The sequence below is a fragment of the Rhizobium sp. BK377 genome, assembly GCF_014193935.1.
Taxonomy (GTDB): domain Bacteria; phylum Pseudomonadota; class Alphaproteobacteria; order Rhizobiales; family Rhizobiaceae; genus Rhizobium.
On record NZ_JACIAC010000003.1, the window covers coordinates 424,953 to 450,983 of the forward strand.

The window sequence follows — 26,031 nt, forward strand, 5'->3', positions numbered from 1 at the left end:
GCAGGCCTCACACTGCGTCATCGACGATCAGGTGAAGCTTGCCTTGAGAACATGTCTCGAGACGGCTTTTCACACGAAATGCCGTCTCGAGATTTCCGGGTGTCAGCACTTCGGCAACCGAGCCGAACGCATGCAGCGTTCCATGCGCAAGAATAGCGATCTTGTCGGCGAATTTCATCGCCAGATTCAGGTCATGGACCGCGATGACGACGAGCAGTCCTTTCTCCTTTGCCAGCGACCTGACATGCCTCATGACGTCGAACTGACGATGGAGATCAAGGGCACTCGTCGGCTCGTCGAGAAGCAGCACCGTTGGAGCGCGGACGACGCATTGTGCAAGCGCAACGAGCTGGCGCTGACCACCGCTCAGTTCCGAAACATATTCGGAGCCAAGATCGGCGATTTGCAGGGCGGCCAATGCCTGCTCGACCTCCTGGAGATCGGCGTCGACAAGCTTCCAGCCGCTGGTCTGCTTGCGCGCTAAAAGCACTGCTTCGAAGACGGTCAGCGCCGCTCCGCTCACCTGATCCTGCGGCATGTAGGCGATCGCAGTTTCGCGATCGTCAACACCCGCCAGGCGACATTCTCCAACACCCGGAAGGATGCCGGCTATACGGCGCAGAAGCGTTGACTTGCCGGCTGCATTGGCTCCGATCAGCGCGATGATTTCCCCTCCATGGCACGGAGGCAATGATACGTCGCTGAGGACGGGTCGCGCGCCGTAGACCGCTCCAAGCGCTTTAGTGCTGAGGACTACCAAGTTTCCCGCCCTCCCCTAAGGATAAGATAAAAGAAGACCGGCAGGCCGATGACGGCGGTGATAACGCCGATCGGTAAAACCGCGCCCGGCACGAGAACTTTCGCCACCGTGGAACTGGATGACATGATCAGGGCTCCGATCATGGCACTGGCAGGAAGCAAGTGCCGCTGATCCTCACCGACAAGCATCCGCGCGATGTGTGGCGCGACAAGCCCGACAAAGCCGATCGTTCCGACAAATGCTACCGGGATGGAGGACAGGAGCGATATCAGCACGAGCGTTTCAAGCCGAAGGCGACGAACCGGTATTCCGAAGGATGCTGCGCGAGCTTCTCCGAGCCGAAGTGCTGTCAACTGCCAGCGTCGATAGACGAAAATGGGGATGGTGAGGACCAGGACAGCGACAGTCACGGCAAGCTTCGGCCAGGTTGCCTTGGTCAAGCTGCCCATCGTCCAGAACACGATGGCAGCAACAGCCTGATCGTTTGCAAAATACTGGACCATAGCCAACGCGGTATTGAAGCTGAACACAAGCGCGATGCCAAGCAACACGATCGTTTGGACCGAGCTTCCCCGCCGCAATCCCACGGAATGGATGATGAGGGCGGATCCAAGCGCCATGATAAAAGCATTGACCGCAACGATATAGTCGCCGGCGACCGGAATGAAGGACAGACCGAAGGCGAGAGCGAGCGCCGCACCGAAGCTTGCTGCCGACGAAATCCCAAGAGTGAACGGGCTCGCGAGCGGATTGTTGAGCACCGTCTGCATCTGAACGCCGGCGGTTGCCAACGCCATTCCGACGACGATAGCCATGAGGGCTGACGGCATCCGGATGGACCAGATCACGACGCGCATCTGGGGCTGCGCATCCGCAGGCATCAGCACGGTTTTCAGCACATCATCCAGTCCGTACCAGGCGGGCCCGGTCGCGATATCGGCGAGAAACACAAGAACGACGGCTGCAAGCAGCAGACAAAGCACAACGTGTTTTCTGAGATTTGCGAGGCGATAGCGGCCGACCGTATTACCGTGGCCGATGGTTATCATGGTTTCGGTCATGGTGCTTGAGTATTGAGGCTGACGGCGTAGCCGGGTTGATAGGCGATCGGCAGAAAGCGCTTGTGATATTCAGCAAACGTCTTATCCGGGTCGAGATCGGCGAAGAGATCCGGGTGGAGCCACTTTGCAATCCATTGGACCGCAATAAATTCGTAGGGGCTGTTGTAGAACTGATGCCAGATGGCGTGGAAATTACGCTTCGTCTGCGCCGTGGTCCCGGCATAGGCGTCCCGCATCGTGAACCATTCCAATTTCTTCCTCGAGGCATCCGGGTCTGCATTCGGACCGACCGGAATCCAGCGGCCGCCGGGCACGTAGGCCTGCCAGTCGGCGCTGGTAACAATGACATGATCGGGATTGGAGACAACCACCTGTTCGGGGCTCAGCTGTCCGAATGTCGAGGGCAGAAAATCGCTGCCGATATTGTGTCCGCCGGCCAGATCGACATATTTGCCGAAATTCTCGGCGCCGAATGACAGGCAGCAGTCCTCCGTATATCCGCCAATGCGCTCGATAAAAACCTTCGGGCGCTCCGGCTTCGTCCTGGCAAGCACATCCTCGACCCGAGCCATCGCCTGTTTGCGGAACGCGATCACGTCTTCTGCCCGCGCCTCGCGTCCCATGATCTTGCCGAGCAGCCGGATTGTCGGGTCGGTATTCTGAAGCGGATAGTGCCTGAAATCGATATAGAGGACCGGTATGTCGAGCGATGCGAGCTTCTCGATATACTGAGCGTCTTCGTTTGCCTGTTTGGCTTCGAGGTTGAGGAGAACCACGTCGGGTTTCTTCACGATCGCCGATTCGATATCGATCAGACTCCCTTCATTTCCCTTGAAGGTCGGCAATTTCGCAAGCTCGGGGAATTTGTCGAGATATTGCCTGTAGGTCGCAGGATCGGCTTCGATCAGATCGTTACGCCACGCGACGATGCGCTCCAGCGGATTCTCTCGGTCGAGCGATGCGACCAGATAGAGTTGTCTGCCTTCCCCAAGGAGCATCCGAGAGACTGGCACCTTAACCTGCACGTCTCGCCCGGCGATATCCTTGACGGTAACAGTGGTTTGCGGGACCGCGTCAGTTTCGGCGCGGGCAGATAGAGCAGCAAGCGACGTCAAAAACAGGATGATCGTAAACGCGTAGAGGCGAAGGCGGGTCACTGGGGATCTCCAACAGGTAGGCGCGGGCGGGCGGAAAACCAAAGGCCGAGGGCAGTAAAGAGGGATGCCGCGTAAAGCAGCGACACGAGAGGGTAAACGCTTAAAAGCCCGAATATCTGGGTGGCGCCGGCGCCGATGGCTATCCCCGCCACGGATGCGATCTGCTGCCAGGACTGGGCGGTGCCGAGCACCGAGCCCTGACGACCGTCGGCCGTAGCTGCGGACATGAGGGCCACGAGGATGGGCGTCGTTCCGCCCAGCAGGCCGCCCCAGAACAGATAGATCACGGCAAAATATTCAACAGAGCGGGTCAGGCCGGCAAGACTGGTAAGCAAAGCACATCCACCGGCAATCAGGACCATCCAACCAAGGACGAAGCTTGCCGGACGGTTGTTGAAAAATTGCGCCCAGAGCGGTGCTGCCACGACAAAGCCGAGCGCCAGAAGGCCGTAGCTGAAGCCGGTGACCCAGTGGGGCGCGTGAAACACCTCAGCCGTGTACAACGCGAAAGGCACCTGCAAAACCATTCGGCTGGCAAGCATCATTCCCGTCAGCGCCATTAGGCCCCAGACAGGTGCCGTAGCCTGCCCTGTGAATGCTTGATTTTGACGAGCCTGGCCTCGACCGGCTCCGCTCGTTGCTGCCGCAGGCCGAGGTAAGACCACCCAGGCAGCGACGGCGCAGACGCCGCAGATGAGACCCGCCGTCAGGTTGATCGTCGTGAAGGAGGATGCGTCGAGGATGAGACCGCCGAGGAAGGCGCCACCGAGCGAACCGACATTGGTCGCGACCTGAAGCCAGGTCAGAAGCACGCCTCGGTTGCGGCCGCCAGTAATCTGGATGCCATAGGCCTGGGCCGGCGCGATATAGCCAGCGCAACATCCCTGCAGAAACCGCAGGAGCAGGATCAGCCACACATCCTGAGCGAAGGAAACGAGGATTTGGGTGACCGCGAGCCCGGTAAGCGCTCTGACCATCATCAGGCGGTTGCCGTACCGGTCCCCCATCCGTCCCCACATGGCGCTGGTCAGAGAGACACCGACCATGGGGCACACATAGACGCCGATTCCAGCCAATGCGAAGATTCCGCCTGACGACGACAATTCCTCGATGCGCAGCGGCCAGAATGGACCGCTCATCTCCATGGCTCCCATGGAGATGAACTGCAGGCCGAAGAGAATAGCAAAGACCGGCCCGAAGCCTCGGATAACCGCAACCATCCCCGTCATAGCGTCTCTGTCAGCGGGTTTGGCAGTTGATGTTCCAGACGATAGTCGCGATATCGCTCGAGATGCATACGCAAGACGGAACGGGTCGGCCAAGGGTGATTGAGAAACGCATCCCGCTCCTCCAGCCAAAATTCGTCGGACAGCATGCGCGGTCGTACCCGGTCAAACGCTTCTTGCGTCTTCTGCCTCAGGATCGACCATGCTTCGCTGAGCCCGAAGTGTTCGTTCAGGCAAAGCGCCACTTCATGAAGATGGCAGACGAAGCAGGCATCGATGACGAACGAGCGAACAAGGGAGATATCGTCGTTGAAGGTGGTCGGCAGGATGCCGGGGCGGCTGAATGGCTTCAGCTGATATCCCCTCGCCTCGAACAGCGGGGCGAAGCTGCGGCCGTCACCGAAGTCGCGAATGAGCAGCCGTTGCGGGCGCCCAGACGGATCGAAGAGTACGGTACTATTCTGCTGGTGAGCTTCAAAGGCGATACCATACAAAAGGTACATGGCGATCGTTGGCCTGAGAACGATCTCGGCATAATTGCGAAAGAACTCTGCGGCCGATGGCCGATCATTGCCTATGCGCGCGATCAATTCGCAGATCAGCGGCCGACCATCGACGGGACTTGCGGCGAGCAGCGCGGCCACGGTGACGGGCATCAGACCGTCTTTTCGTTCGATCCCGCCAGCCTCGCGATAGACAACGGAGAGGAAGCGGCCCGGATGTTCGTCGCCCGTTTCGGGATGATGAAGGATCGCGCCCAGCTCTTCGCGGAAGAATTCCAGTTCGCCTCCAATGGCTTCATCGGCAGCGAGAATGTCGGACATCAAGGTACTGAGCCTCGGGCCCATATGGATGGACTTCGCCTGCAGGGTCCGCATCTCGCTCGTCATCCAGATCGCGACCGGCAATTTGACAAACGGCCTTGCTTCTTCCAGGTCGGGCAGCATCGTGCGAAAGGACATGGAGGGGATTGTCGCAATGTCCGGTCCGTCGACCACAAGCGCGCCGGAAGCGATCTCATCAGCAAATTCCCGGCGGACAAAGTGATCAAGATGCCAGGCATGGATTGGCAGAGGCAGCCAGTCCGAAGGCGTGCGCCCCTTTTCCGTCAAAGCCTTCACCCAGGCGTCCCACAGCTCCGGATAGTTTTGGCGGAACCAGCCGTTATAGCTGCCGACATGGGGCATCATTTCCACATAGGCCCAATCCTGCCGCAACGCAGCGATCCGCAGATTGACGCGCGCACCGAACTCCGGCGACAGGGCCTCGACCTCCTGCGCCGAGAGACCGGGCTTCGACTTCCAGGTCGGATAGAAGGGATGTCCCTCGAGGGAACCCCACTGGTCGAGCATCATGGCTGCCTGATGCACCGGACGCGTATGGCGAAGATGGGCAATGAGGCCAGTGTCGCCATCGGCCGCTATTTCCCGGCTCAGCGATGCTATCCAGTCGCGGCGGTGACGACGGATCAGCGCGTCGTTCTCGATGCTGCTGTCGATATCGGCGAGCAGGCGCGCAATCCCGTCTGCAGCCGGTTCAATCGCCCAATCCGATGAGATTTCGGCGACGAGATCGGCTGGTCCCTCCAGTCGCCGTCGCCTGCCCCCGTCATCGATGATTTCGATCGCGCCCCGGTTGAGCATCGTATTCGCCGGCAGCCGTCGTAGGTCTTCGAAATGGAGAACCTTTCTCGCAGCCCATAGTGGAAGCCATGCCTGTGTCCCGTCTTCGGACCACAGCAGGGCGTCGGGATTGAGGATGCGTTCGGCGAGCAGGCATCGCACAAGGCGCGTCAAGGCGTTGTGCGATGCCTGCTGGTAGAATTGCGGGTCGATCGCACCTCTCGCCCCCGCATGAGATGTGACGATAGTTTCATTCATCCGATTGCCTCCGCCCATCTCACGGGAACAAAATTCAGAGGCGGCTGCGGCAGATTGCCGTGATAGGCCCGCGCCCAACGGTAGGTCGTTTCGATAGCGGGTACCGGCACATAGAGGCGCTTGGCCATTTCCAGGAGGAGCGCCTGACCGAAAGCAATATCTTCATGAAAGGCGCGGCTTTCCCGATCGATGACAAATCCCGGTCCGTCCGGGTTGGAAACGAGCGGTGCACGGATTCCGGCATAGGCGCTGTTGGTTCTCAGCAGCGAATACATGGTGCTGTCATCGCCGATCTGATCGCCATAGGCCTCGATCAACTCTTGCCGAAGCGGCTTTACGCTTGCCAGATCGACTTTGAGCCGCTTTTCGGTGGCATGTTTGAGCGCCTGATTTTCGGCATCGCAGGCTTCCAGCATTTCCGCGCCGGCGCGCGGGCAGTCGCTCCACCAGCAGATCGGCTCATCGAAGGGCTGTTCCTCCCAGGGAGCACCAGGGCCGACCAGCGCATAGAGGACAGCCGGATGCATCAATGCATTGCCTGGCGTCAGCGTAATCTCGAGATAATCGTCGAGGATGGCGACCGGCGCTTCGTAGAGCCGGCCGAGCAGATCCGACAACTCCTTCTTCGCAGCTGCAGCCTCGCGACGATGAAGCGCGGCATAGAGCTGAGCCTTTGCGCCACCCATGCGCACCTCGCTGCCCGCAACGAGATTGTAGGCGGTATGGGGAACGTCCTTCATCCCCCAGATCACGATATTCTCGCGATCGCCGAATGCGGCCTCGGCGAGCCAGTCGAATCCGCAAAATCCCGGAATGGCTCCGACGAAGACCCTTTTGTTGTCAGGCAGACGGGGCGCAATCTGCTTCAGGAGCGCGGGGCGCGCCTGGGCAGGTTGCGTCACGACGACCAGATCCGCATCGGCAAGTGCCGTCTGCGGATCGGTACCAACATGGTCGATCCGTCCCTCCAGAACACCGCCTTCGGGCAAATTCGCCCGCCAGACCTGTTCTCCGCTGGACCATTTGTCGGCAAGCTCGGCCGACGATGTCAGAACAGATACGTCTACGCCGTCGCGTTGTTTGAACAGGACGGCGTTCAGATGGCCGGTTCGCCCGGCCCCGCAGATCGTGACCTTCATGCCGCGCGTGCCTGTCCGGAAAGCCACGCATCGAGCTCAGCGGCGATCGACGGGTCGAACAGGCCGCGCTTTGCCATCCATTCGTCGTCGAAGACCGAACCGAGATATTTCTCCCCTCCATCGGCGACGGTCGTTACGACAGTCCCCTGCAATTTGCCGGAAGCGATGAATTCGAGGGCCTTATAGATCGCCCCACCTGTCGATCCGCCAACGAGCAATGCCTTGCGACGCGCAATATAGCGTGCCGTTTCGAATGCCTGCTGATCAGTAACCTGTACGCCTTCGTCAATGCAGCTATAGTCCAGGACCTTCCCGACTTCGTCGCCGGCCGGCGTGCCGGTTCCAGACTGATAATAGGGACGTCCCGGTTGTCCGAACACGATGGAGCCCTCGGGTTCCACGGCGATGGTGCGGATCGCCGGCAAGCGCTGCTTGAGCCGCTGCGAAATGCCCGTCATCGATCCGCCGGTACCGACGCATCCCACGAATGCATCGATGCCATCGGGAAGCTGCTCCATCAGTTCGTCAACATAGTCAGCATAACCTTCCGGATTGGCAGGATTGTCGGACTGGTTCATGAACATGGCGCCTGGCAGTTGCGCGCCGAGCTGCGCTGCCAGTCTCTGCCGGGCGACGACGGCAACTTCATCTTCCCTGAAGTCCCCTTCGACGTAGCGGATTTCAGCGCCGATCGCGCGCATCATGCGGATCTTGTCGGGCGCGGCATGATGGTCGACGACGGCAATGAAATTCAACCCGAACTCAATCGCCGCCAATGCCAGGCCGATACCGGTGTTTCCCGAGGACGATTCGACAATCGTGCCTCCCGGGGCAAGCCGGCCGTCCTGCAAGGCGGCCACGACCATGCTGCGCGCCATGCGATCCTTCATGGAACCGCCCGGGTTATTCTTTTCTATTTTCAACACCAGCATGGAATCTCGGCTGGGGATCTCGATGGACATGACGGGGGTGCGCCCAATCAACTGGGTCACATTCGTAGGAAGCATGATGTCCTCTCCTAGTTATCGGGATAGATCGACAGGTCACCGGCTGCGCTCTTTGTTACGCACAACCGCTTGGGCATCGGGTGGCGATGAAACTCGTTTTCGAGGAGATCCATCTGATAGCCGCCGGTATTGGCCCAGACGAGAAGGTCTCCGGCCTCGGGAACCTGGGGAAAGCCAAGCCAGCGATTGCTCAGGACGTCTTCATCGAGGCAGCTATGTCCCGCTATGTAGGCCCGGAAGGGCTCGCCCGCGCGCGCCCGGTCGTTCTGGCGCAGCAGGATCGGATCCACCATGAATTCGGAAGCAAACCAGGTCTCGCAGGCGCTGAAACTGCTGCCTTCGACGAAAATCACACCATTTCCGTTGCCGAGATCCTTCACGCGCGTGATACGGAAAGCTGAAATCGCCGCCTGGTCGACGAGGGACCGTCCCGGCTCCATCGCGAGCGTCAGTTCGTGCCGCCTGAGATAGTCATCGATCGTCTGGCCCGACGACAGCGGCGCGCCCAAAAAGCAGGCAAGCCACGCCGCCGCAGATTGCGGACCGCCGTAGGGATAGAAGGAAGCCGGAACATTGCCCGTCCGGAAATCATCGGCGCTTTGTCGCTGCAGATGTTCTTCCCATGCCGCCTCAGACACATATTGAACCGGCAGGCCGCCGCCGATATCGATCATTTTGGGAGAAAGTCCGATCGCGCGTGCTTCCTCCACCAGCTTGACAGCCTCCTCAAACGCAACCGCCCGATCTTGCCAGCGGTATCCGCTCAAATGGAAATGTATGCCGTCGAATCGAAAACGATCATCGGCGGCGACGCGCGACAGGCACGCTCGCACCTTGTCGGCTGCCATGCCAAAACGGCTTTTCTCATGCCCTTTCGGCTGCAGTCGCAAAAGGACAGGCTGCTTGACCCCATCGTTTGGTAGGCGCATCGATATGTCGGTCAGTTCCTCCGGACTGTCCACGCAGATCAGAGCCCCGATGCGGACGAGTTCGTCGTGAAACTGCGCCGTCTTCGCGGGACCGGTCGCCACAATGTCGCTGCCCTGAGCCCCGAGTTTTACGGCATCACGAAGCTCGTAAACACTCGACACGTCGATGCCTGCGCCTGCCCCGAGTGCGGCCTGCATCAGGCCTGAGGATTTGTTGACTTTCGAACCATAGTAGATCGCGTGTGCAACTTCCCGATCGTCGAGAACGCGGCGCAGAGCTTCGACATTCGCGTTGAGCTCCGGCGGAAGCACGAGGTGAAGCGGAGACCCGTATTCTTCGACCCATCGGAGCAGAGACACGCTCGCGGTCAGAATGTCGGCAGCAAGAGGAGAGAGAATTGGAGACAGTTCCGTCCCCGTGACCGGGATGATGTGGGAGGTCATCCAGCGAGCCTCTCCGGATTATCGAGTGGCTCGTACCACTGTCGAAGATCGTCAAGCTTCACATCGCACGCCGGGAGATCATCCAGAAAAATGTGGCGGGTGGTTTTGATCGGAAATTTTTGTCGGTTGCGGGCCATGTCGTAAATGTCGGCTGGCGTGATCGTCTCACCGGCCCTCCAGGCTTCGACGCGTACGCTCCTATAGTCGAGGAGAACGGTTGGAACAGCATGCAGTCCAAGCCGGAACGCCACCTCCAAACGGTGATGTCCGTCCATCACGAAAAGCGCGTCCTTCTCCACCGTGATCGGCACTGTCCAGCAACCGGCCGCGGAAATGAGGCCATGAAGTTCATCGACCCTCCGTGCGTCGGTCTCCTCGGTTGGAATCAACTTATGCGGGGATAGAAAACGGATTTTCATGCTTTCAGCCACCTTTCGTTGTCTCATTTGACCAAAATTGTGTCGAAAACTTGATGTTTGTACTCATGTTATATCGCACCCTTAACGCGATCGTGACAAACCTGTCAACGAGGGGTTTTTATTTTGCCTGCCAATTTCTTCTGAGAGCGGAGCCCTACGAGGCATCAACGCGCGGACTGCACCGGCTTTTTCGGTTGCCTTACGATGGAAGCCAGTGCGGGACACCGCGCCATGTCACGACCTTAGGTCGTCATCCTGGAACAGCGCCTGAGCCGATGGCTTGATCCCACGGTGTCCGGAGAGCGCTCATCAGGCCGCCTTCGCCAGGAACGCTGCTCGCGCAACAAGCAGACCGCTCGAGGATCCATGGCAGGACGGAGTATGGCGTGGGACTCGTCCCTCGTCCCTTTGCAGTTGAAGGGATACGAACCGCCGCCCCTGTTATTTACTTTGCCAACGCAGTCGATGTCGCTGCAGCTCTCCTCTGTGGCGACCAGCCTCTCGCAAAATTCAGCGATATCACTTCCCGCTGGCGCAGCGGATCGGAGACTTCACTGCGCTGATCGTCGATCTGGATGATCCTGCCGACGCCTGGCAAGGCGACAGCTCAGGCGGCGAGGCCGGCGCGCAGTTTCAGGGCGAGATCCGGACTGTCCGAAGTCAGGCTGCCGATGCCGCGCTCCAGCCAGTGGCGGATGCCGAGCTCGTCGTTGAGGGTCCAGACGCAGAGCCGCTCCATCGGCAGCCGGCTGCGGATCAGGTCCCATTCCGCCTCCATCAGCTCGTGATGGATGGCGACGATCTCCACCAGTCCATCCACGCGGTCGAGGAAGGCGGCAAGCCCGCCCTGTTTCTCGGCCCAGGCGGCATTGACGGAGACGAGGCGCGAAACCTCGGGCACATGACGGCGGCACTCCTCCAGCACCGATGTATCGAAGGAGGTCAGATAGGAGCGTTCCCCGACACCAAAGCGGGAAAGCTCTGCTGCGACGCGCGCGGCGATGTCGGGATAGGGCTTGCCGGTCTCGTCGATCTTGATCTCGACATGGAGGTCGATGCCCCTCGGGGCGAGAACTTCGAGCACTTCGCCAAGCGTCGGAATGACCTCGTCCGTGCCTTTCAGCAGGATCCCCTTGCGAGCTTCGGCCGACAGGTCCTGTACCGGGCCAGAGCCCTCGGCGGTGCGTTCCAGCGTCGCGTCGTGGATGACGACGAGTTCGCCCGAGCGCGTCAGGTGGACGTCGAATTCGATGGCGTCGAGGTCGAGGGTGATGGCGTTGCGGAAGCCGGTGAGCGAGTTTTCGGGCCAAAGGTTGCGGGCGCCGCGGTGGCCGGTGATAAGCGTCATGAAATATCCTTCAACAATTGCTTCACGGTATTAGCGGATCGTCGGGTCGAGCTTGTCGCGCAGCCAATCGCCGACAAGCGAGATCGAAAGCGTCGTCAGCATGATGACGGCGGCGGGCGCCAGCATGATCCAGGGCGCGCGCGTCAGATATTCGCGCCCGAAGCCCACCATGTTGCCGAGGCTGGTTTCCGGCGGCTGCACGCCGAGACCAAGGAAGGAGAGCCCGCTTTCCATCAGGATGATTTCGGGGAAAGTGAGGGTCATGGAAACGATCAGCGTCGAGGCGACGTTCGGCAAGATATGATGCAGGTAGACGCGCGAAGGTGTCGCACCGAGCTGCACCACCGCCGCCGCATAGCCCTGGGCGCCGGCGGAAATCGCAAGGCCGCGGGCAATGCGCGCATAACGTTCCCAGCCGTAGAAACCCATGAGGCAGACGAGCAGCAGCATGGAGGAACCGAAGAAGGCCAGCACCGCCAGCGACATGATGAGGAAGGGAAGTGCGGCCTGGAAATCGGCAAGCATTAGCACCAGATGCTCCACGAAGCCGCGGAACCGCGCCGCCAGGAACCCGAGCAGCGTGCCGAAGACGGCCGAGAGGATCGTCGCACCGAAGGCGATGACGAGCGACACGCGGATCGACTGGATGAGGCGCGAAAGCACGTCGCGGCCGAGTTCGTCGGTGCCGAGCAGATGCTTGAGCCCGCCCGGCACCGAAAGCCGGCTGCTTAAGTCCATGGCGGTGATGTTGAACGGGCGGAGGTAATCGGCAAAAACCGCGGTCAGCACCATGACCGCAAGCCACAGCAGGCCGAACGCCACCGACAGCGGTACATTGCGGCGCAGGAAGGAGACGAGGCGGTTCGGCTTTCCGGAAGCCGGCGTACCAGCGAGATCGACAGTTGCCATCGGCTTTCTCCTCAATGTCCGGCCGCATGCGAGCGAAGGCGCGGATCGAGCCAGCCGTAGAGCAGGTCGACCACGAAGTTCGACACGACCATGGCGACGGCGATGATCAACAGGATGCATTGCACGACCGCGAGGTCGCGATTGGTGACAGAGACCACCAGCAGGCGGCCAATGCCGGGCCAGGAAAAGATCGATTCGACCACGACGGCGCCTGCTATCAGCGAGCCGACCATGAAGCCGACGATGGTGACGATCGGCACCGCCGCATTGGGCAATGCATGATTCCAGACCACGTCGCGCCATGCCAGCCCCTTGGCCGAGGCGGTGCGGATATAGGGCTGGCCCATCACCTCGATCATGGCGCTGCGCGAGAAACGGGCGAGGATGCCGATGCCGCCGATGCTCATGGTCAGCGTCGGCAATATGCCGTGCATCCAGGTATCCTGCCCACCCGAGGGCAGCCAGCCAAGGATGACCGAGAAGATCAGCACGAGCAGCAGACCCATGACGAAGGAGGGAATGGTGAAGCCGAGGACGGCAAGCAGGATGACGCCGCGGTCGGAGAAACTCTGCCGGTGCAGCGCCGCATAGACGCCGGAGGGAATGCCGAAGATGAGCTTGAGTATGAGCGCCGGGATGGTCAATTGCAGCGTCGCCGGCACGCGTTCCAGCACCAGGTTGAGTGCGGACGCCTTATCGCGCATCGAGACGCCGAAATCGCCCGTGAAGATCGACTTGAGATAGGCGAGATATTGAATCCAGAGCGGCTGGTCGAGGCCCCATGCCTTGCGGAAGGCATCGACCGCCTCCTGCGGCACATCGGGCCCGAGCATCACCATCGCAGGATCGCCCGACATGCGCAGCACGACGAAGGCGAAGGTGACCACCGCCATGATGGTCAGGACAGCACGGAACAGGCGCACGAGTACGAAACGGATCATGGAAGCCTCCTATGCCGCGACCGGCGTGGTTTCGCCCGCCACGACATGGCAGGCGGCGGTGCGGCCCTCGCCGATATCGAGGAGATCCGGCACGACGGAACGGCAGACGTTCCGCGCCAACGGACAGCGCGGGTGGAAGGCGCAGCCGGAGGGGCGGCTCGCCGGGTTCGGCGGCTCGCCCTGCAGGATGACGCGGCCTTCGAGCGGCTTGCCGGGAACCGGCACGCTGGACACCAGCGCTTTCGAGTAGGGATGTTGCGGCGCGCGGAAGATCGCGTCGGAGGAGGCCTCCTCGACGATGCGGCCGAGATACATGACCGCGACGCGGTCGGCGATGTTGCGCACCACCTTCAGGTCATGGCTGATGAAGACCATGGCGATGCCATTTTGCTCCTGCAGGTCGCGCATCATGTTGACGACCTGCGCCTGGATGGAGACATCGAGCGCCGAAACCGGCTCGTCGCAGACGATAAGCTTCGGCCGGGACGCAAGCGCCCGGGCGATCACCACACGCTGGCGCTGGCCGCCCGAAAGCTCGTGAGGATAACGATCAGCTTGGTCGGGGCGCAGGCCGACGGCCCTCATCAGCTCCGTGACGCGCGCGCCCTGGTGCTCTCTCGGGATGAGCCTGTGAATATCCAGCGGTTCGGCGATCTGGTTTCCAATCGTCACGCGGCGGTCGAGCGCTGCGAGCGGGTCCTGGAAGACGAGCTGCATCCTGGCGCGCAATGCCCGCCATTCCGCGGTATGGCGCGCCGGCATCGGCTGCCCCTGGAAGCGGATGCTGCCTTCCTGCGCGTCGTCGATGCCGAGCAGCATGCGCCCGAGCGTCGATTTGCCGGAACCGGATTCGCCGACGATGCCAAGCGTTTCGCCCGGCATGACCTGGAGCGAAACGCCGTTGACGGCGCGCACCGGTGTCGGGCGGCCGAAGAGGCCGCGACGGATCTGATAGATGCGGACAAGATCACGGGCTTCGATGAGCGGCGTCATTGCAGCAGGCCTTCGGCAATACGGGACGTCAGGGTCTCGGCGGCGGCAGCGACCGGTACCGGCCGCGTGCAGGCGAGCTTGCGGCCGCCATCGAGGGAAACGAGCGGCGGGCGCTCGTTGCGGCAGGCTTCCACCGCGCGCGAACAGCGCGGCGAAAACGAACAGCCCTCCAGCAGATCCTTCGGATTGGGAACGGTGCCGGGAATGGGGATCAGCCGTTCGCGACCGCCGTCAAGGCGCGGAATGGCGTCGAACAGGCCGCGCGTATAGGGGTGGCGCGGCTCGGAGAAGAGCTGTTCGACACTGCCCTCCTCGACGATGCGCCCGGCATACATGACGCAGACGCGCTCGCAGACCTGGCTGACGGCGCCGAGATCGTGGCTGATGAAGACGGTCGCCATGCCGGTTTCGGCGCGCAGGCGGATCAAGAGATCGAGGATCTGCGCCTGGATCGTCGCATCGAGCGCGGTGGTCGGTTCGTCGGCAATCAGCAGATCGGGCTGGCCGGCAAGCGCCATGGCAATCATCAGGCGCTGGCACTGGCCGCCGGAAAACTCATGCGGGTAGAGATCGAAGCGGCGGCGCGCATCGGGAATGCCGACCATGTCGATCAGCCGTAGCGCCTCGGCCTTTGCCGCCTCGCCGCGCAGGCCGCGGTGGACCGACAGCGCCTCGGATATCTGCCGGCCGATGCGCAGCACCGGATTGAGCGAGCTGGACGGATCCTGAAAGATCATGGCGATGCGGCTGCCGCGCACGCTTTCGAGCGCTGTGCGCGATCCGCCGACGAGCTCGTTGCCTTCCAGCCGCACCGAGCCGGTAACGCTGGCCTTGCCCGGCAGCAGGCCGAGCGCCGCAAGCCAGGTGACCGACTTGCCGCAGCCGGATTCGCCGACGAGGCCGAGCGCCTCGCCTCTGGCGACGTCGAGATCGATGCCGTGGAGAACCTGCACGCCGTCGAAGGCGACCTTGAGGTTACGCAGTTCCACGAGATTGGAGTCGGTCGCGCCCATCTTTCATCCCCGCTCTTTGCTTGCACTAAAAAGAGGATCTCCGGCAGGCCTTCAGCCGCCGGAGACCGGAGTGACGGGCCGATCAGATCGACCAGTTGGTGGCGCGGAAGTCCATGGCAAAAGCCGGCGCGGCCTTCCACTTCAGCGACGACTTCATGCCGGTGAAGACGGCGTTCTGGTGCAGGACCTGATAGACCGGGTCTTCGCGCTCGGCGATTTCCAGCATGCGGGCGATGGCCTTCTTGCGCTGCGCCCGGTCGGTGGAGGTTTCCATGACGACGGCGAGCTTGTTCATCTCCGCGTTCGTCCAGTCCTTCTTCTGCTGCACTTCGCCGTTCGGACCGAACTGCACGACCATCGGCGTGATCGGGTCGTTGATCGAGTTGCCAGCCGACCAGTCGCGCACGCCCTTGATGCCCTGGGGATCGTGGATCTGCGCCCAGTTCTCCTTCATCTCGATCTTGACATTGAGGCCGACCTGCTTCCACATCTCGACCATGATCTGGCCGTTGGCCGTCTGGTTCGTGTAGTAATTGTTGAGCAGGCGGTAGGGGATCGCATCGCCCTTGTAATTGGCCTGCTTCAGAAGATCCTTGGCGAGCTTCTGGTCGAAGGCCGGGGGCGCCCAGCCATCGATGAACATGTCGCTGTTGCGGAAGGATTCGAATTGCAGGCCGGCCGGGATGACCGTCTTGCCGGCCCACAGCGCATCGACGATCGCCTGGCGGTCGATGGCATGCGTCATGGCGCGGCGCACGAGCGGGTTGGCAAGGATCGGGTTCTGCGTGTTGAAGACCGAGACGCGGTGGTTCCAGATCGTCGAGTTCTGGACTTCATAGCCGGGAGCGGCCTGGACGGCGGCGATCTGATCCGGCGGCAGGTCGCAGGCGAAGTCGTATTCGCCGGACAAGAGGCCGTTGACGCGCGAGGCGACCTCAGGAACTTCCACGAAGCGGATCTGCTCGAGCGGCGGGCGGCCGCCCCAATATTCGTCGAAGGCGACGAGCGTCAGCGAAACGTCCGGCTTGTATTCGCCGACCATATAGGGGCCGGTCGTGATCGGCTTGCGCGACCATTCGGTGAAGCTTGCGGCCTCGTCCCAGGCGCGGCGGTTGGTGATCTGGCTGCCGCCGGAATAGAGGCGGCCTTCCAGCGTCACGTCAGGCGTCGTGTTGTGCAGACGCACGGTGTACTTGTCGACGATTTCGATACCGGCGAGCGCCGGCCACAGGCGGCGGCCGACGCCGGGCACGGTCGCCGGCAGTTCCTTGGCGGTGGCAGGCTTGTGATCGGATTCGAAGATGGTCTTGCCGCCGGCAGGCTCCGTGTTGCCGAACACGCGCTCCTTGGAGAAGGAGAAAGCGACATCTTCGGCAGTCATTTCATCGCCGTTGTGGAACTTGACGCCCTGGCGCAGCTTCAGTTCGAGCGTCTTGTCGTCGATGCGCTTCCATTCGGTCGCAAGACCCGGAACCGGGCCCTGGTTGCCCATCCAGTCGCGCAGGATCAGACCTTCCCAGAGGTTGGGATAGAAGATGCGCTCGCCGACGTTGGACTGCTCGTGATAGACATCGAGCGAATTGTTGTTGGTGATCTTCTGCACCGCGATGGTGATGGACGGACGCTTGGCCTGGCTGAAGGCCATGCGCGGCAGAATGAGCGTGCCGGCGGTGGCGCCGAGAAGGCCGAGCGCGTCGCGTCGATTGATCGAAAGCATCGGAAACTCCTTGTGTCTTGGCCGACGGCCCCCGGCTCGCGGCCCTGGTTCTTAGGATCATCTCCATGTCGCCCGATTGACGGCTTCATGAAGTTTCAGTTACAGCCGCCCTTCGCGGGTGCCGCGAAGAGCCATTCCAGCGCGCGAAGGCATCCCCCGCGCGAGATTAGCCAGCGATCTCCACCGCCGGATTCCTTGCAGGCGTCAGCAAAGTTTCGAGCGCTTTCGCTAGTTCCCCTGCCCCCTCGACTGTTTGGAGAGCCCCGGCCGCCTTCAGCGCCTCGTGCCGTCCGCTGCGCGGATCGGCCGGATCGACGAAGCCGATCACCGCCATGCCGGCCGCAACCGCACCCGCGATCCCGAGCGCGCTGTCATCGATCACCAGGCAACGGTGCGGCGCCACATCGAGATTTTCGGCGCAGAGCAGGAAGAGATCCGGCGCGGGCTTCGGCCTCGCCACCATCTCGGCGCTGTAGATATGCGGGGAAAATTCCGCCCAGAGGTCGAAAAGACCGAGGCTGCGGCGCAGCCTCTCCATGTCGCTGTTGGAGGCGACGCATTTGCGCTGCTTGAGATCCCGTACCAGCTTTTCCATGCCGGCCATCGGCTGCAGCGAACGGGAAAACTCCTCGTAGAGCGCACTTTTGGCATCGGCAAAGATCGGCTCCGGATCGGCAAGGCCGAGTTCCTCCCTGCAGAGGCGACGGCCCGCCTCCCCCGAAAGACCGGTGAAGCGGCGGTGAACTTCGGCATCGCTCAAGGGAATACCGGCGCGCTGCAGGGCCTGCGCCAGCGTGCCGCTGGCGGCCGGCTCGCTGTCGATCAATACGCCATCGCAATCGAAGATCAGAAGTTCTATCGTCATGCCAAGCGCATTACGTTACATATGTTACACCAATGTGAAATTTGTAACGCCAACATATTTTGACGGGGATTTATGGAATCACATGAACTGAAAATCCGGGCGGCCTGGCTCTACCACGTGGAGGGATTGACCCAGGCGCAGATCGCCGAGCGCATGCACCTGACCCGTCGCAGGGTGAACGAATTTCTGGCCGCCGCCCTGGAGGAAGGCATCGTCAGGGTGAGCTTCGCCTCGCCGCTTGCCGGCGGCATGGAACTCGAATCGCGCCTGCAGGAGCGTTTCGGCCTGGAAGCGGCGATCGTCGTTCCGACCCCTGCCGATCCGCACCTGCTGCATCAGGCGCTCGGCCGTGGTGCGGCCGCCTATCTGGACCGGCTGATCCAGGCCCGCAGGCCCCGCTCGATCGGCGTCGGCTGGGGCGCGACGCTGAAGGAAACCGTCACCCACATGACGCCGGCAAGCGAGCCTGACATCGAGGTGCGCTCGATGATGGGCGGGCTGACGCGCGGTTCGGAGATCAACACATTCGAGATCGTGCGCGCCTTCGCGCAAGTCCTGAAGGCGCAATGCCATTACTTCGCGGCACCGATCTATGCCGAGAGCCCGCATTCGCGCGAGGCCATCATCTCGCAATCGGTTTTCGAGCGGATCTTCCGGCAGACCTGCGAGGTGGATATTTCCTTCCTGAGCGTCGGCGACGTGACACGGCAATCCCTGCAGGTACGCTACGGCCTGCCGGCCGGAACCAATGTCAGCGATCTCATCGCCGTCGGCGCCGTCGGCGACCTGCTCGGCCGCTATATCGACGCCGAGGGCCGCCCCGTCGCCCATCCGCTGAACGCCCAGGTGCTGGCCCCCGATCTTACCGACTACCGCAAGATCCCCTGCCGCATCATCGCCTCCGGCGGCCCCCACAAACACGCCATCCTCAGCGCGACCATGCGGGCCGGCCTAGCGACCGCGCTGGTGACGGATGAGGAGAGCGCCAGGGTGTTGCTGGCGGGCGGATGACGCGAGGTGCGCCCGCAGGAGGATAGCAACTGGCTTGGGGGTGGCAGACAAATAGCGGCTCGATAGGCCGAATGCCAGATCACCCGCCTCAAGACCCTCAAGCGCGCAATATATGGTCGGGCAGGTGCGGGACTGCTGAGGCCACGAATGTTACCACCGCCCCACAAAGTGAGGAAGAACTCGGTCAACTGCCAAACGACATGAGCCCCATTCTGCGAACCAGCATGACGTGGCGCGAACGTTTCAGTGTGCGACGGCTGGTTCCCCGTGTGCCCTCACGACGGCGTCCGCTTCCTTGCCGTACAGCTCCTCGAAGTGATCGAAGGTCTTGGAGAAGTAACCAATGCCCTGCGTCGCCGAGCGTAGCGCCCGCGCCAGATCGTCAAGTGCGCTGCCGGGAACAAGTGCCCGGAAGATGTCCCATCCCTTAGCGGTTTCATCCCGGTCGAAGCCGAGAACCTGACCCTTGAGAGCGGAGACGATCTGGACGAGGCTGCCGGAATAGATCGACGGAATGTGAATTTCGCTGCGGAAGACCGGCTGCATCAAAACGGCCGACCCTTCGGAAAGCGCCTGTCGCACTCCCATTTTCGACGCAGTCCTGAAGGCGTGTTCCGAACTGTCGACGGCATGGTGCTGACCATCGAACAGAGTTACGCCGACATCGATGACCTGGAAGCCGAGCGGCCCTTTCTCCATCGCTTCGCGCGCGCCTGCTTCGACGGCAGGGATGTAGTTGCGCGGGACGACGCCACCCTTGACGGTTTCGTTGAAGGTAAAGCCCCGGCCGCGCTCGTTGGGGCGAATGCTCAGCTTCACATCCGCGAATTGTCCGGCACCGCCGGTCTGTTTGCGATGCCGATAGTGAACCTCGGAGGGCTTCGCGATTGTCTCGCGGTAGATCGGGCTGGGCGTTCGATCGGTTACGTCGATGTGGAAGACGTCGGACAGGGTTCGGCAGAGATCGCGCAGATGTACCGGACCCTGGGCGCGGACGAGCTGGGCGCCAGTGCCTTCCTCCTGCGAGACGACAAGACCGCGATCCGTCTCGGCAAGTTTTGCCAGCGTTTCGGAGAGCTTGTTTTCATCGCGTTCGCTGCCCGGGACCAGGATCCTTTCAAGCATCGGCGTAGGTGGCTCGGTCCATTCGGGCGGGGCGACCGTCGCGTTTGATGTCAATAGCGCCGGGACGGGCAAGTGGTCGGACTTGACCGTTGCTAAGACATCCCCCGGTGCAGGCACGATCGCCGAGTTCGGCCGTCCGTTTGCGGGATCCTGGACGGCGCCGAGGTTGGAGCCGCCCAGTAATGCGCCTTGCCGCAGTCCCTCACCAAACGCACGCACCAACACCGTCTTGCCGATATTCTGACGATGATAGGCATGGAAGGCCACGGCGGTCAGCTTGTTTTCATCGACGTTGCCCGCACGAGCCAGGCGCTGTCGAAGAAAGCCTACCGCCGGCGCCTCGTGGCGCAGCGCCTTCATCAGCCTCATCATGCCGTTGCCGTGACTTGCGGCACCGATCAGAACCGGAACAATCCTGTTTTCCCTGAGAACCCGCGATGAAATGGCATAGAGCGCGTCGCTGGGGGGCTCGCGATCTTCGACCAGTTCCTCGAGAAGCCAATCATCGAATTCGGACAGGTGTTCCAGGAGTTCGTTGCGCGCTTCGTGCTCGCGCTCGGCGGTGTTTTCGGGGATTGCGATCAGCGCCGAAGTCTGGCCTTCCCGGTAGCGCCACGCCCGTTCCGAAATCAGATCGCAACTGCCTATGATCCTTTCTCCCTCGCGGATCGGGATCTGGCGAAGCAAAAGCGTATGGTTGGCGTAGTCTTGAAGCGCGGCGATCACGTCCCTCAGCCGCCCTCCCGGTTCGTCCATTCGGTTGACGAAGAGGATGCACGGCGTCCCGGAGGCTTCGACTATTCGCAGATAGGGCGCGGCGAGCACAGCCTCGTCGGGTGCCGATGAAACGCACAGGATACAGGCGTCGCTGGCAAGAAGCGCGTGCTGTGCATGCACCAATGCTTCGTTGGGTCCTGGCGCATCCAGCGCACACCACGCCTCGTTTCCAAAGGTGAATTCTGTGAGGGTCAATCCATAAGGGGACATGGATTTTCTCGGCGCCCCCTCCAGGGAGCCGAGCTTTTCGACGACTGTCGATTTTCCGGTCTGCGAGGGTCCAAGCACGGTAAAGCAGCGCATCGGCATTCCTCCAACTGCCATAAACACAATTTTCAGCCATCATAGGATGCCCTGAACCGCTGCAAGGCGCCAGAGGTGTTCGGTTTCACAACGCTTTGACTGCGACAGGAGCTCTTCTCGAATTGCCAGCAGGGCTGCAGACGCATCCAAAACGATCCATCCAGAGACTCTGAAGCTACTTCCACAGGTAATTAGGCGTGAACTTGCGCGCTGCCGCGCCAGCTTGACGGCAAGCGCGTTGCGTTTATCGATACCACGCAAGAGACGGCTGATAACAACGAACCTCCCGGTCGCCGCTAAGCAGGAGGAGAAGGATCGGCATCCGGAAGCAGCGCAAGCTTAACGTCACGACTGCGCTGCCTACGCCACATGATGGCCAGCCGCGCGGCGTTGCGCTAATAGGTGGCCGCGCTGGGTGGGCGGCTTTCGCCCACTGGATTGTGATCCCTCTTCGCTGTACAGCGAGGAAGGTATTTTGGTTGTCGAACCCATTCGTTTCAGGTGCAATTTATGACAAAAAAAGTTTATCTGGCCGGTCCCGAGGTCTTCCTTCCGAACGCCCGTGAGATCCTCGACCAGAAAGCAGCGCTTGCCCGTGAGGCGGGACTTTTCCCGCTTTCGCCCGGCGATCTGGAAATCCCGCATACAAACTCGAAGCGCGAGCGGGCCGCGGCGATAAACGCAGTGGACGAGAAGATGATGATCGAGGCTGATGCGATCATCGCCAATCTGACGCCGTTTCGCGGCATTGCCGCCGATACGGGGACGGCCTTCGAACTCGGTTTTATGTGCGCAAGTGGTAAGCCTGTATTCGCCTACACGAATGTGGCCCGCGATCACAGCGGGCGAGTGAGCGATCTCTATGGCGGGACTGTCGCGTATGATGCTGAAGGTCGACTGCGAGACCCGAACGGAATTGCGGTCGAGGATTTTGGCCTTGCTGACAATCTCATGCTGCACGCCGGGATTGAGCGGCGCGGTGGCGTCCTCATCATCGGAGACGCGCCGCGGGATGCGCTCTATACGGACCTTGCCGCGTTCAAGACGTGTCTTGCGGTCGCCGTTGAGAAGCTGCGCTAGGGAGGTACCGCGTCCCTCACCCTCCCGATCATGCGAGGGATAAGGCAAATGTCGACGACGTCATCACGCGGGGCGATCGGGTCTTTCTTTTTCCAGGCAACGCCCAAGCCCGATCCGGAAATCGATGCCCCGCACCGCCTTTAGCTCGAGGGCCGGTTCGGCGGACCCCTCGACCCATTTTGGCGCAAAGCCCAAATCTTTGACGCGAAGACACATTGCGTCAGTTCCCGTTCCCTTGCGTGTGGCCCGAAGGTATCTATTGTCGACGAATGCCAGGCGGTTGGGAGTCTGTAATGTCGGCAGTGCCTTTCTCAAAGATTTCGACGCCGCTCAACGCGCTATTGGTTACAATTGGTCTCTTGGTCGTTGCCGCGCTGACGACCGAGGGCCTTACTGGACAGGAGAGGCTTGTCTTTGAGCTGCTCCTTGCGGCAATTTGGCTGGCCTATGTCCTCCAATTGACGGGCACATTGCTTTCACGGCGACATGGCTTGTCGGGCGGGATGCCGGCCCTCGTGATTGATTTGCTGGCGGTTCTGGTTCCGGCTGCTGCGTTCTTGTTCGTTGGCTCCCGTGATCGAAACCTCTATTGCGCCATTTGGCTTCTCAAGCCGTTGCGCGACTCGACCTTTTTCAGGCTGCTGGCAAGGGTGGTCGCGAATGAATCGCGCAATCTGCTTGGGGTGACATCGGTGTTCGGCATCGTTCTTTTTGGCGCTGCGTTGGCCGGTTATATCCTCGAGCGAGACGTCCAGCCCGATAAGTTCGGCAGCATTCCGCAGGCGATGTGGTGGGCGGTCGTGACGCTGTCGACGACCGGCTACGGTGACGAGATTCCGCAGAGCCTTGCAGGCCGAGTTCTAGCCGGATTGGTGATGATGAGCGGGATCGGTATTTTTGCACTTTGGGCCGGCATCCTCGCCACCGGCTTCTACGAAGAGGTTCGCCGCCGAGACTTCGTTCGCAACTGGCAATTGGTCGCTGCCGTACCTCTGTTCCAGAAGCTTGGTTCCGCTGCACTGGTCGAGATCGTACGGGCGTTGCGACCGCGCATTGTTCCCGCAGGTGGCGTGATCTGCCGCAAGGGTGATGCTGGCGATCAGATGTTCTTCATCGTCGAGGGACGGGTCACCGTGGCGACACCCGATCATCCAGTGGAACTCGGTGCCGGAAACTTCTTCGGCGAGATGGCGCTGATCAGCGGCGAACCGCGCTCAGCGACGGTCAGCGCAGCAACCGAGGTATCGCTGCTGTCGCTCTACGCCGTGGATTTCCAGATGTTGTCGAGCAGTAGTCCGGAGATCGCCGAGACCATCCGCAAGACGGCGCTGGAGCGGCGGGGCGGGCCGCCGAAGGAATAATCCTAGCCGGCGAGGGTACTCCTTGACCGGCTCATAGCGCAGGATAACTGCGCCCGCCGCGGTCGTCGTGCTGGGAGATAGTCGCGGTCGGCCGAGCCTTGCCGGGTCAGCTTGGAATGGCTGCACATCTTCGCATCCATCGGCGGTCCTGGCCTTCCAATCAGGCTCGACGCTTTACGCAGCCCTCGGAAAAGCACGCGCCTTCAAAACGTCGCTCAATTCGCTTGTGTCAAACCGTCCTTTAGAATTAGCCCCTCGTCATAAGAGGCGAACCCGGATCCCAACATATGGCCCTCGCCTAACAAAAGCGGAATGTTCTACAATTTTGCAGCGTAACGTTGGTTTGGCTGGCGGTGGTATAGTTTTGCGCTCAGTGGGTTGGCTTGTTTTAGCGCTTTCGATGCTTGCATCCGGCAGTTCGTCGGCTGGTTCGTTCGAGCCGGCACCGGATATGGTGCTCGTGCCGGCCGGCAAATTCGAGATGGGCGGCGATCACGATAATTGGTCGGCCCCCGACGAGCACGGCAACCGCGTCGTTGACATCAGAGCCTTCTCGGCCTCGCAAAGCGAGATCACGTCCCGACAGTATGACGCATGTGTTCGCGCCGGGGTCTGTCGGGCACCGCTTTTCAAAGCGCAAGGCGACGACTATCCGGTAACTGGTGTGTCCTGGCGCGATGCGCAGTCCTATACCGCGTGGTTGAGCGCGCAGACCGGCGACCGCTATCGTCTCATGTCCGAAGCAGAGTGGGAACTGATCGCCCGCGCAGGTACACAATCACGTTTCTGGTGGGGCGATGATGCCGATCCGGCTTTCGGCAACTTCGGCGACGAGTCCTGCTGCCGCCCGGCGGTCGGGGGCGCAGATACTTTCGAATCCGCCGCGCCAGTGAGCAGGTTCAAACCAACACCGGAAGGCTTTTACGACCTCTACGGCAATGTATGGGAGTGGGTGCAGGATTGCTATGGCGCCTATGATCGCGCGCCGCGGGACGGCTCGGCGCAAGACCCGGCGGATTGCAGGGTGCGCGTGGTGCGAGGTGGCTCTTATTTGCTTCCTTCAGGTTTTGCCCGAGCGAGCGCACGTTACAAGCTGACCCCCGGCGCCCGCAGGCCTGATGTCGGCTTCCGTGTAGCGCTAGATCCGGATACGCCATGAGAACCCTCGGCCTGAACCGTGACAGATATGTCGTTCCAACTCTTCTCTTCGCCTATGCGATAGCTGTCGCCGCGTTTTCTTCAGATCTCGATCCGACACATTGGGGTGCGCTCGATGCCGAACTATATCATTTACCGCAGATCAATTGGTTCATAGAATGGGGCATCCAGTGGACTTACCCCGCGTGGTCGGCGACCGGTCCTGGATTTCATTGGCTCATGGCTATCCTTGCATGGCTAACCGGGGCAGAAGCACTTGATCAGACCAGCTGGCAGTCCACATTCGGGCCCGCCATCTTGACGACAATCTCACTTCTCTTCTTCTATGCGGCATTGCGATCCAGTGGTGCTTCTCCGCTTCGGGCCTTAGTGATCGGCTTCCCGCTCGTTTCGTCGAGCTATTTCTGGACGCCCGCCCTGCATCCCGTAAGTGAAAGCCTTTCGATGGCTGGTTTCTTCGCAATGGCTTATTCGCTCGCCCTTTACCCGCGCCGGCCAATTGCGTTTGGCATCGCGGGCGCAATATCCACAATCGCACGGCAAAACTTCCTCAGTGCAGCCGGTGCCTTCGGACTCATGGCTGTCGCCGAACAATGGCCTCGCATCGTCACATGGCGGATGGTTGGTTTAGCTATACTGACGCTGGCGCCGTCCTTGCTGGTTGCCGCGAGCCTTGTGATACATTGGGGTGGACCGACGCCTCCGGAGTGGCGAGAGATGCACACCGGATTCTCGTTTGGACCGCTCTTGCATGGGTTGGCGCTTCTCGGCGTCTTCGGCTGGCTTTTTCTGCGCAAAGAGGACCTCGCCGGCGACGTGCCCGCCCGGACACGTGAGATCATTGCCATCGCAGTGATTTCTCTCGCGCTGTGGCTCCTTATCCCGGAAGATGGTGGCTCCAGGCCGTATTCGGTCGTGTGGACCGTGGCAGCGCACCTGCCGACGATCTATGGTCGCCCCCTTTTGACCCTTCCGCTCCTGACCTTGGGTATGGTCGTTGCATTTGCCTATTGGCGGCGTGGACGGAGAGATGGATTCCGGCTCAGCCCGGAACTATCCTTGTTTGCCTGCTATTTTGCAGGTCAAGCGGCGCAAAGGTTCAGTTGGCAACGTTACTCGGAGGTTGCCGTTTTGCTTTTCTTGTGCCTCGGAATGGCGCGAACGCAGCAAAAAAGCCTCCGTCACGATGCTCTTATGCTCATAGTCTTCATGGGCTATTTCGCGCTGACCGTCAGGCATATGACGGAGTTTGTGTAGGGGGGCATTCAAAAGCCAGGCGGCGAAACACTTGCGGCAACCGCCAACCAGTTGCCCGCGCTTCTGACCCTGGGCATGTTTCCTATTGGCTGCGTAGACGGGGAGAGGGATTCCGGCTTAGCTCGAAACTCTGCTTATTTGTCTGATACTT

At 61.1% G+C, this 26,031-nt stretch carries 22 protein-coding genes and 1 pseudogene; 5 read left to right on the forward strand and 18 right to left on the reverse strand.

The window, feature by feature from the left end; translation table 11 throughout:
* Positions 1 to 7: 7 nt before the first annotated feature.
* The 16 genes from FHT92_RS16610 to FHT92_RS16685 form a co-directional block, all read right to left on the reverse strand.
* Positions 8 to 760 carry an ABC transporter ATP-binding protein gene (locus FHT92_RS16610; RefSeq protein WP_183827151.1) on the reverse strand — a complete coding sequence of 251 codons (753 nt, stop codon included), beginning with the start codon at positions 758 to 760 and terminating at the stop codon, positions 8 to 10.
* Positions 754 to 1,821, reverse strand: a complete 1,068-nt coding sequence (locus FHT92_RS16615; protein ID WP_210278497.1) for an iron ABC transporter permease — start codon at positions 1,819 to 1,821, stop codon at positions 754 to 756. Before FHT92_RS16615 ends, FHT92_RS16610 begins: the two co-directional genes overlap by 7 nt.
* Positions 1,818 to 2,978, reverse strand: coding sequence for an ABC transporter substrate-binding protein (locus FHT92_RS16620; protein WP_183827154.1), 1,161 nt, complete (start codon positions 2,976 to 2,978; stop codon positions 1,818 to 1,820). The genes FHT92_RS16615 and FHT92_RS16620 overlap by 4 nt, the downstream gene beginning before the upstream one ends.
* The gene (locus tag FHT92_RS16625) at positions 2,975 to 4,207 is read right to left on the reverse strand and encodes an MFS transporter (RefSeq protein WP_183827157.1); all 1,233 of its coding nucleotides are present in this window, start codon (positions 4,205 to 4,207) and stop codon (positions 2,975 to 2,977) included. The genes FHT92_RS16620 and FHT92_RS16625 overlap by 4 nt, the downstream gene beginning before the upstream one ends.
* Complete coding sequence (locus FHT92_RS16630; protein WP_183827160.1) at positions 4,204 to 6,084, reverse strand: IucA/IucC family protein; 1,881 nt, start codon at positions 6,082 to 6,084, stop codon at positions 4,204 to 4,206. Before FHT92_RS16630 ends, FHT92_RS16625 begins: the two co-directional genes overlap by 4 nt.
* Positions 6,081 to 7,223: an NAD/NADP octopine/nopaline dehydrogenase family protein gene (locus FHT92_RS16635; RefSeq protein ID WP_183827482.1), complete on the reverse strand. Its 1,143-nt coding sequence runs from the start codon at positions 7,221 to 7,223 to the stop codon at positions 6,081 to 6,083. Before FHT92_RS16635 ends, FHT92_RS16630 begins: the two co-directional genes overlap by 4 nt.
* Positions 7,220 to 8,230, reverse strand: coding sequence for a cysteine synthase family protein (locus FHT92_RS16640; RefSeq protein ID WP_183827163.1), 1,011 nt, complete (start codon positions 8,228 to 8,230; stop codon positions 7,220 to 7,222). Before FHT92_RS16640 ends, FHT92_RS16635 begins: the two co-directional genes overlap by 4 nt.
* A gap of 11 nt (positions 8,231 to 8,241) precedes the next feature.
* Positions 8,242 to 9,603: a Y4yA family PLP-dependent enzyme gene (locus tag FHT92_RS16645; RefSeq protein WP_183827166.1), complete on the reverse strand. Its 1,362-nt coding sequence runs from the start codon at positions 9,601 to 9,603 to the stop codon at positions 8,242 to 8,244.
* On the reverse strand, positions 9,600 to 10,022 hold the full coding sequence (locus tag FHT92_RS16650; protein ID WP_183827169.1) for a ParB N-terminal domain-containing protein: 423 nt from the start codon (positions 10,020 to 10,022) through the stop codon (positions 9,600 to 9,602). Before FHT92_RS16650 ends, FHT92_RS16645 begins: the two co-directional genes overlap by 4 nt.
* Positions 10,023 to 10,629: 607 nt before the next feature.
* The gene (locus tag FHT92_RS16655) at positions 10,630 to 11,370 is read right to left on the reverse strand and encodes a glycerophosphodiester phosphodiesterase family protein (RefSeq protein WP_183827173.1); all 741 of its coding nucleotides are present in this window, start codon (positions 11,368 to 11,370) and stop codon (positions 10,630 to 10,632) included.
* Between the two features lie 30 nt (positions 11,371 to 11,400).
* Positions 11,401 to 12,279, reverse strand: a complete 879-nt coding sequence (locus tag FHT92_RS16660; protein WP_183827176.1) for an ABC transporter permease — start codon at positions 12,277 to 12,279, stop codon at positions 11,401 to 11,403.
* A gap of 11 nt (positions 12,280 to 12,290) precedes the next feature.
* Positions 12,291 to 13,220 (reverse strand): ABC transporter permease, encoded by a 930-nt coding sequence (locus FHT92_RS16665; RefSeq protein ID WP_183827180.1) that lies wholly within the window; start codon positions 13,218 to 13,220, stop codon positions 12,291 to 12,293.
* 9 nt (positions 13,221 to 13,229) lie between these two features.
* Positions 13,230 to 14,213: an ABC transporter ATP-binding protein gene (locus FHT92_RS16670; protein WP_183827182.1), complete on the reverse strand. Its 984-nt coding sequence runs from the start codon at positions 14,211 to 14,213 to the stop codon at positions 13,230 to 13,232.
* The gene (locus FHT92_RS16675; protein ID WP_183827185.1) at positions 14,210 to 15,226 is read right to left on the reverse strand and encodes an ABC transporter ATP-binding protein; all 1,017 of its coding nucleotides are present in this window, start codon (positions 15,224 to 15,226) and stop codon (positions 14,210 to 14,212) included. Before FHT92_RS16675 ends, FHT92_RS16670 begins: the two co-directional genes overlap by 4 nt.
* An 82-nt stretch (positions 15,227 to 15,308) precedes the next feature.
* Entirely contained in the window at positions 15,309 to 16,943 is a 1,635-nt protein-coding gene (locus FHT92_RS16680; protein WP_183827188.1) for an ABC transporter substrate-binding protein, read from the reverse strand.
* A gap of 166 nt (positions 16,944 to 17,109) precedes the next feature.
* Positions 17,110 to 17,808, reverse strand: a complete 699-nt coding sequence (locus FHT92_RS16685) for an HAD family hydrolase (protein ID WP_183827191.1) — start codon at positions 17,806 to 17,808, stop codon at positions 17,110 to 17,112.
* Between the two features lie 72 nt (positions 17,809 to 17,880).
* Here FHT92_RS16685 and FHT92_RS16690 point away from each other — a divergent pair, with 72 nt between their 5' ends.
* Entirely contained in the window at positions 17,881 to 18,819 is a 939-nt protein-coding gene (locus tag FHT92_RS16690) for a sugar-binding transcriptional regulator (RefSeq protein ID WP_183827194.1), read from the forward strand.
* A 243-nt stretch (positions 18,820 to 19,062) separates the two neighbouring features.
* Here FHT92_RS16690 and FHT92_RS16695 read toward each other — a convergent pair whose 3' ends face one another.
* The gene (locus FHT92_RS16695) at positions 19,063 to 21,024 is read right to left on the reverse strand and encodes an elongation factor G (protein ID WP_183827197.1); all 1,962 of its coding nucleotides are present in this window, start codon (positions 21,022 to 21,024) and stop codon (positions 19,063 to 19,065) included.
* 510 nt (positions 21,025 to 21,534) lie between these two features.
* Here FHT92_RS16695 and FHT92_RS16700 point away from each other — a divergent pair.
* The gene (locus FHT92_RS16700) at positions 21,535 to 22,104 is read left to right on the forward strand and encodes a nucleoside 2-deoxyribosyltransferase (protein ID WP_183827200.1); all 570 of its coding nucleotides are present in this window, start codon (positions 21,535 to 21,537) and stop codon (positions 22,102 to 22,104) included.
* On the opposite strand, the pseudogene FHT92_RS29310 reads toward FHT92_RS16700, so the two are convergent.
* Positions 22,101 to 22,299 (reverse strand): annotated as a pseudogene (locus tag FHT92_RS29310) (transcriptional regulator); the annotation flags it as partial. The gene FHT92_RS16700 and the pseudogene FHT92_RS29310 overlap by 4 nt on opposite strands.
* A gap of 98 nt (positions 22,300 to 22,397) precedes the next feature.
* Between FHT92_RS29310 and FHT92_RS16705 the strand changes: the two are divergent.
* The 3 genes from FHT92_RS16705 (at position 22,398) to FHT92_RS16715 (ending at position 25,880) form a co-directional block, all read left to right on the forward strand.
* The gene (locus FHT92_RS16705) at positions 22,398 to 23,465 is read left to right on the forward strand and encodes a cyclic nucleotide-gated ion channel (protein WP_183827485.1); all 1,068 of its coding nucleotides are present in this window, start codon (positions 22,398 to 22,400) and stop codon (positions 23,463 to 23,465) included.
* 400 nt (positions 23,466 to 23,865) lie between these two features.
* A complete protein-coding gene (locus FHT92_RS16710) occupies positions 23,866 to 24,624 on the forward strand; it encodes a formylglycine-generating enzyme family protein (RefSeq protein WP_210278498.1) in 759 nt (252 codons plus the stop codon).
* Positions 24,621 to 25,880: a hypothetical protein gene (locus FHT92_RS16715; RefSeq protein ID WP_183827214.1), complete on the forward strand. Its 1,260-nt coding sequence runs from the start codon at positions 24,621 to 24,623 to the stop codon at positions 25,878 to 25,880. The genes FHT92_RS16710 and FHT92_RS16715 overlap by 4 nt, the downstream gene beginning before the upstream one ends.
* Positions 25,881 to 26,031 lie beyond the last annotated feature (151 nt).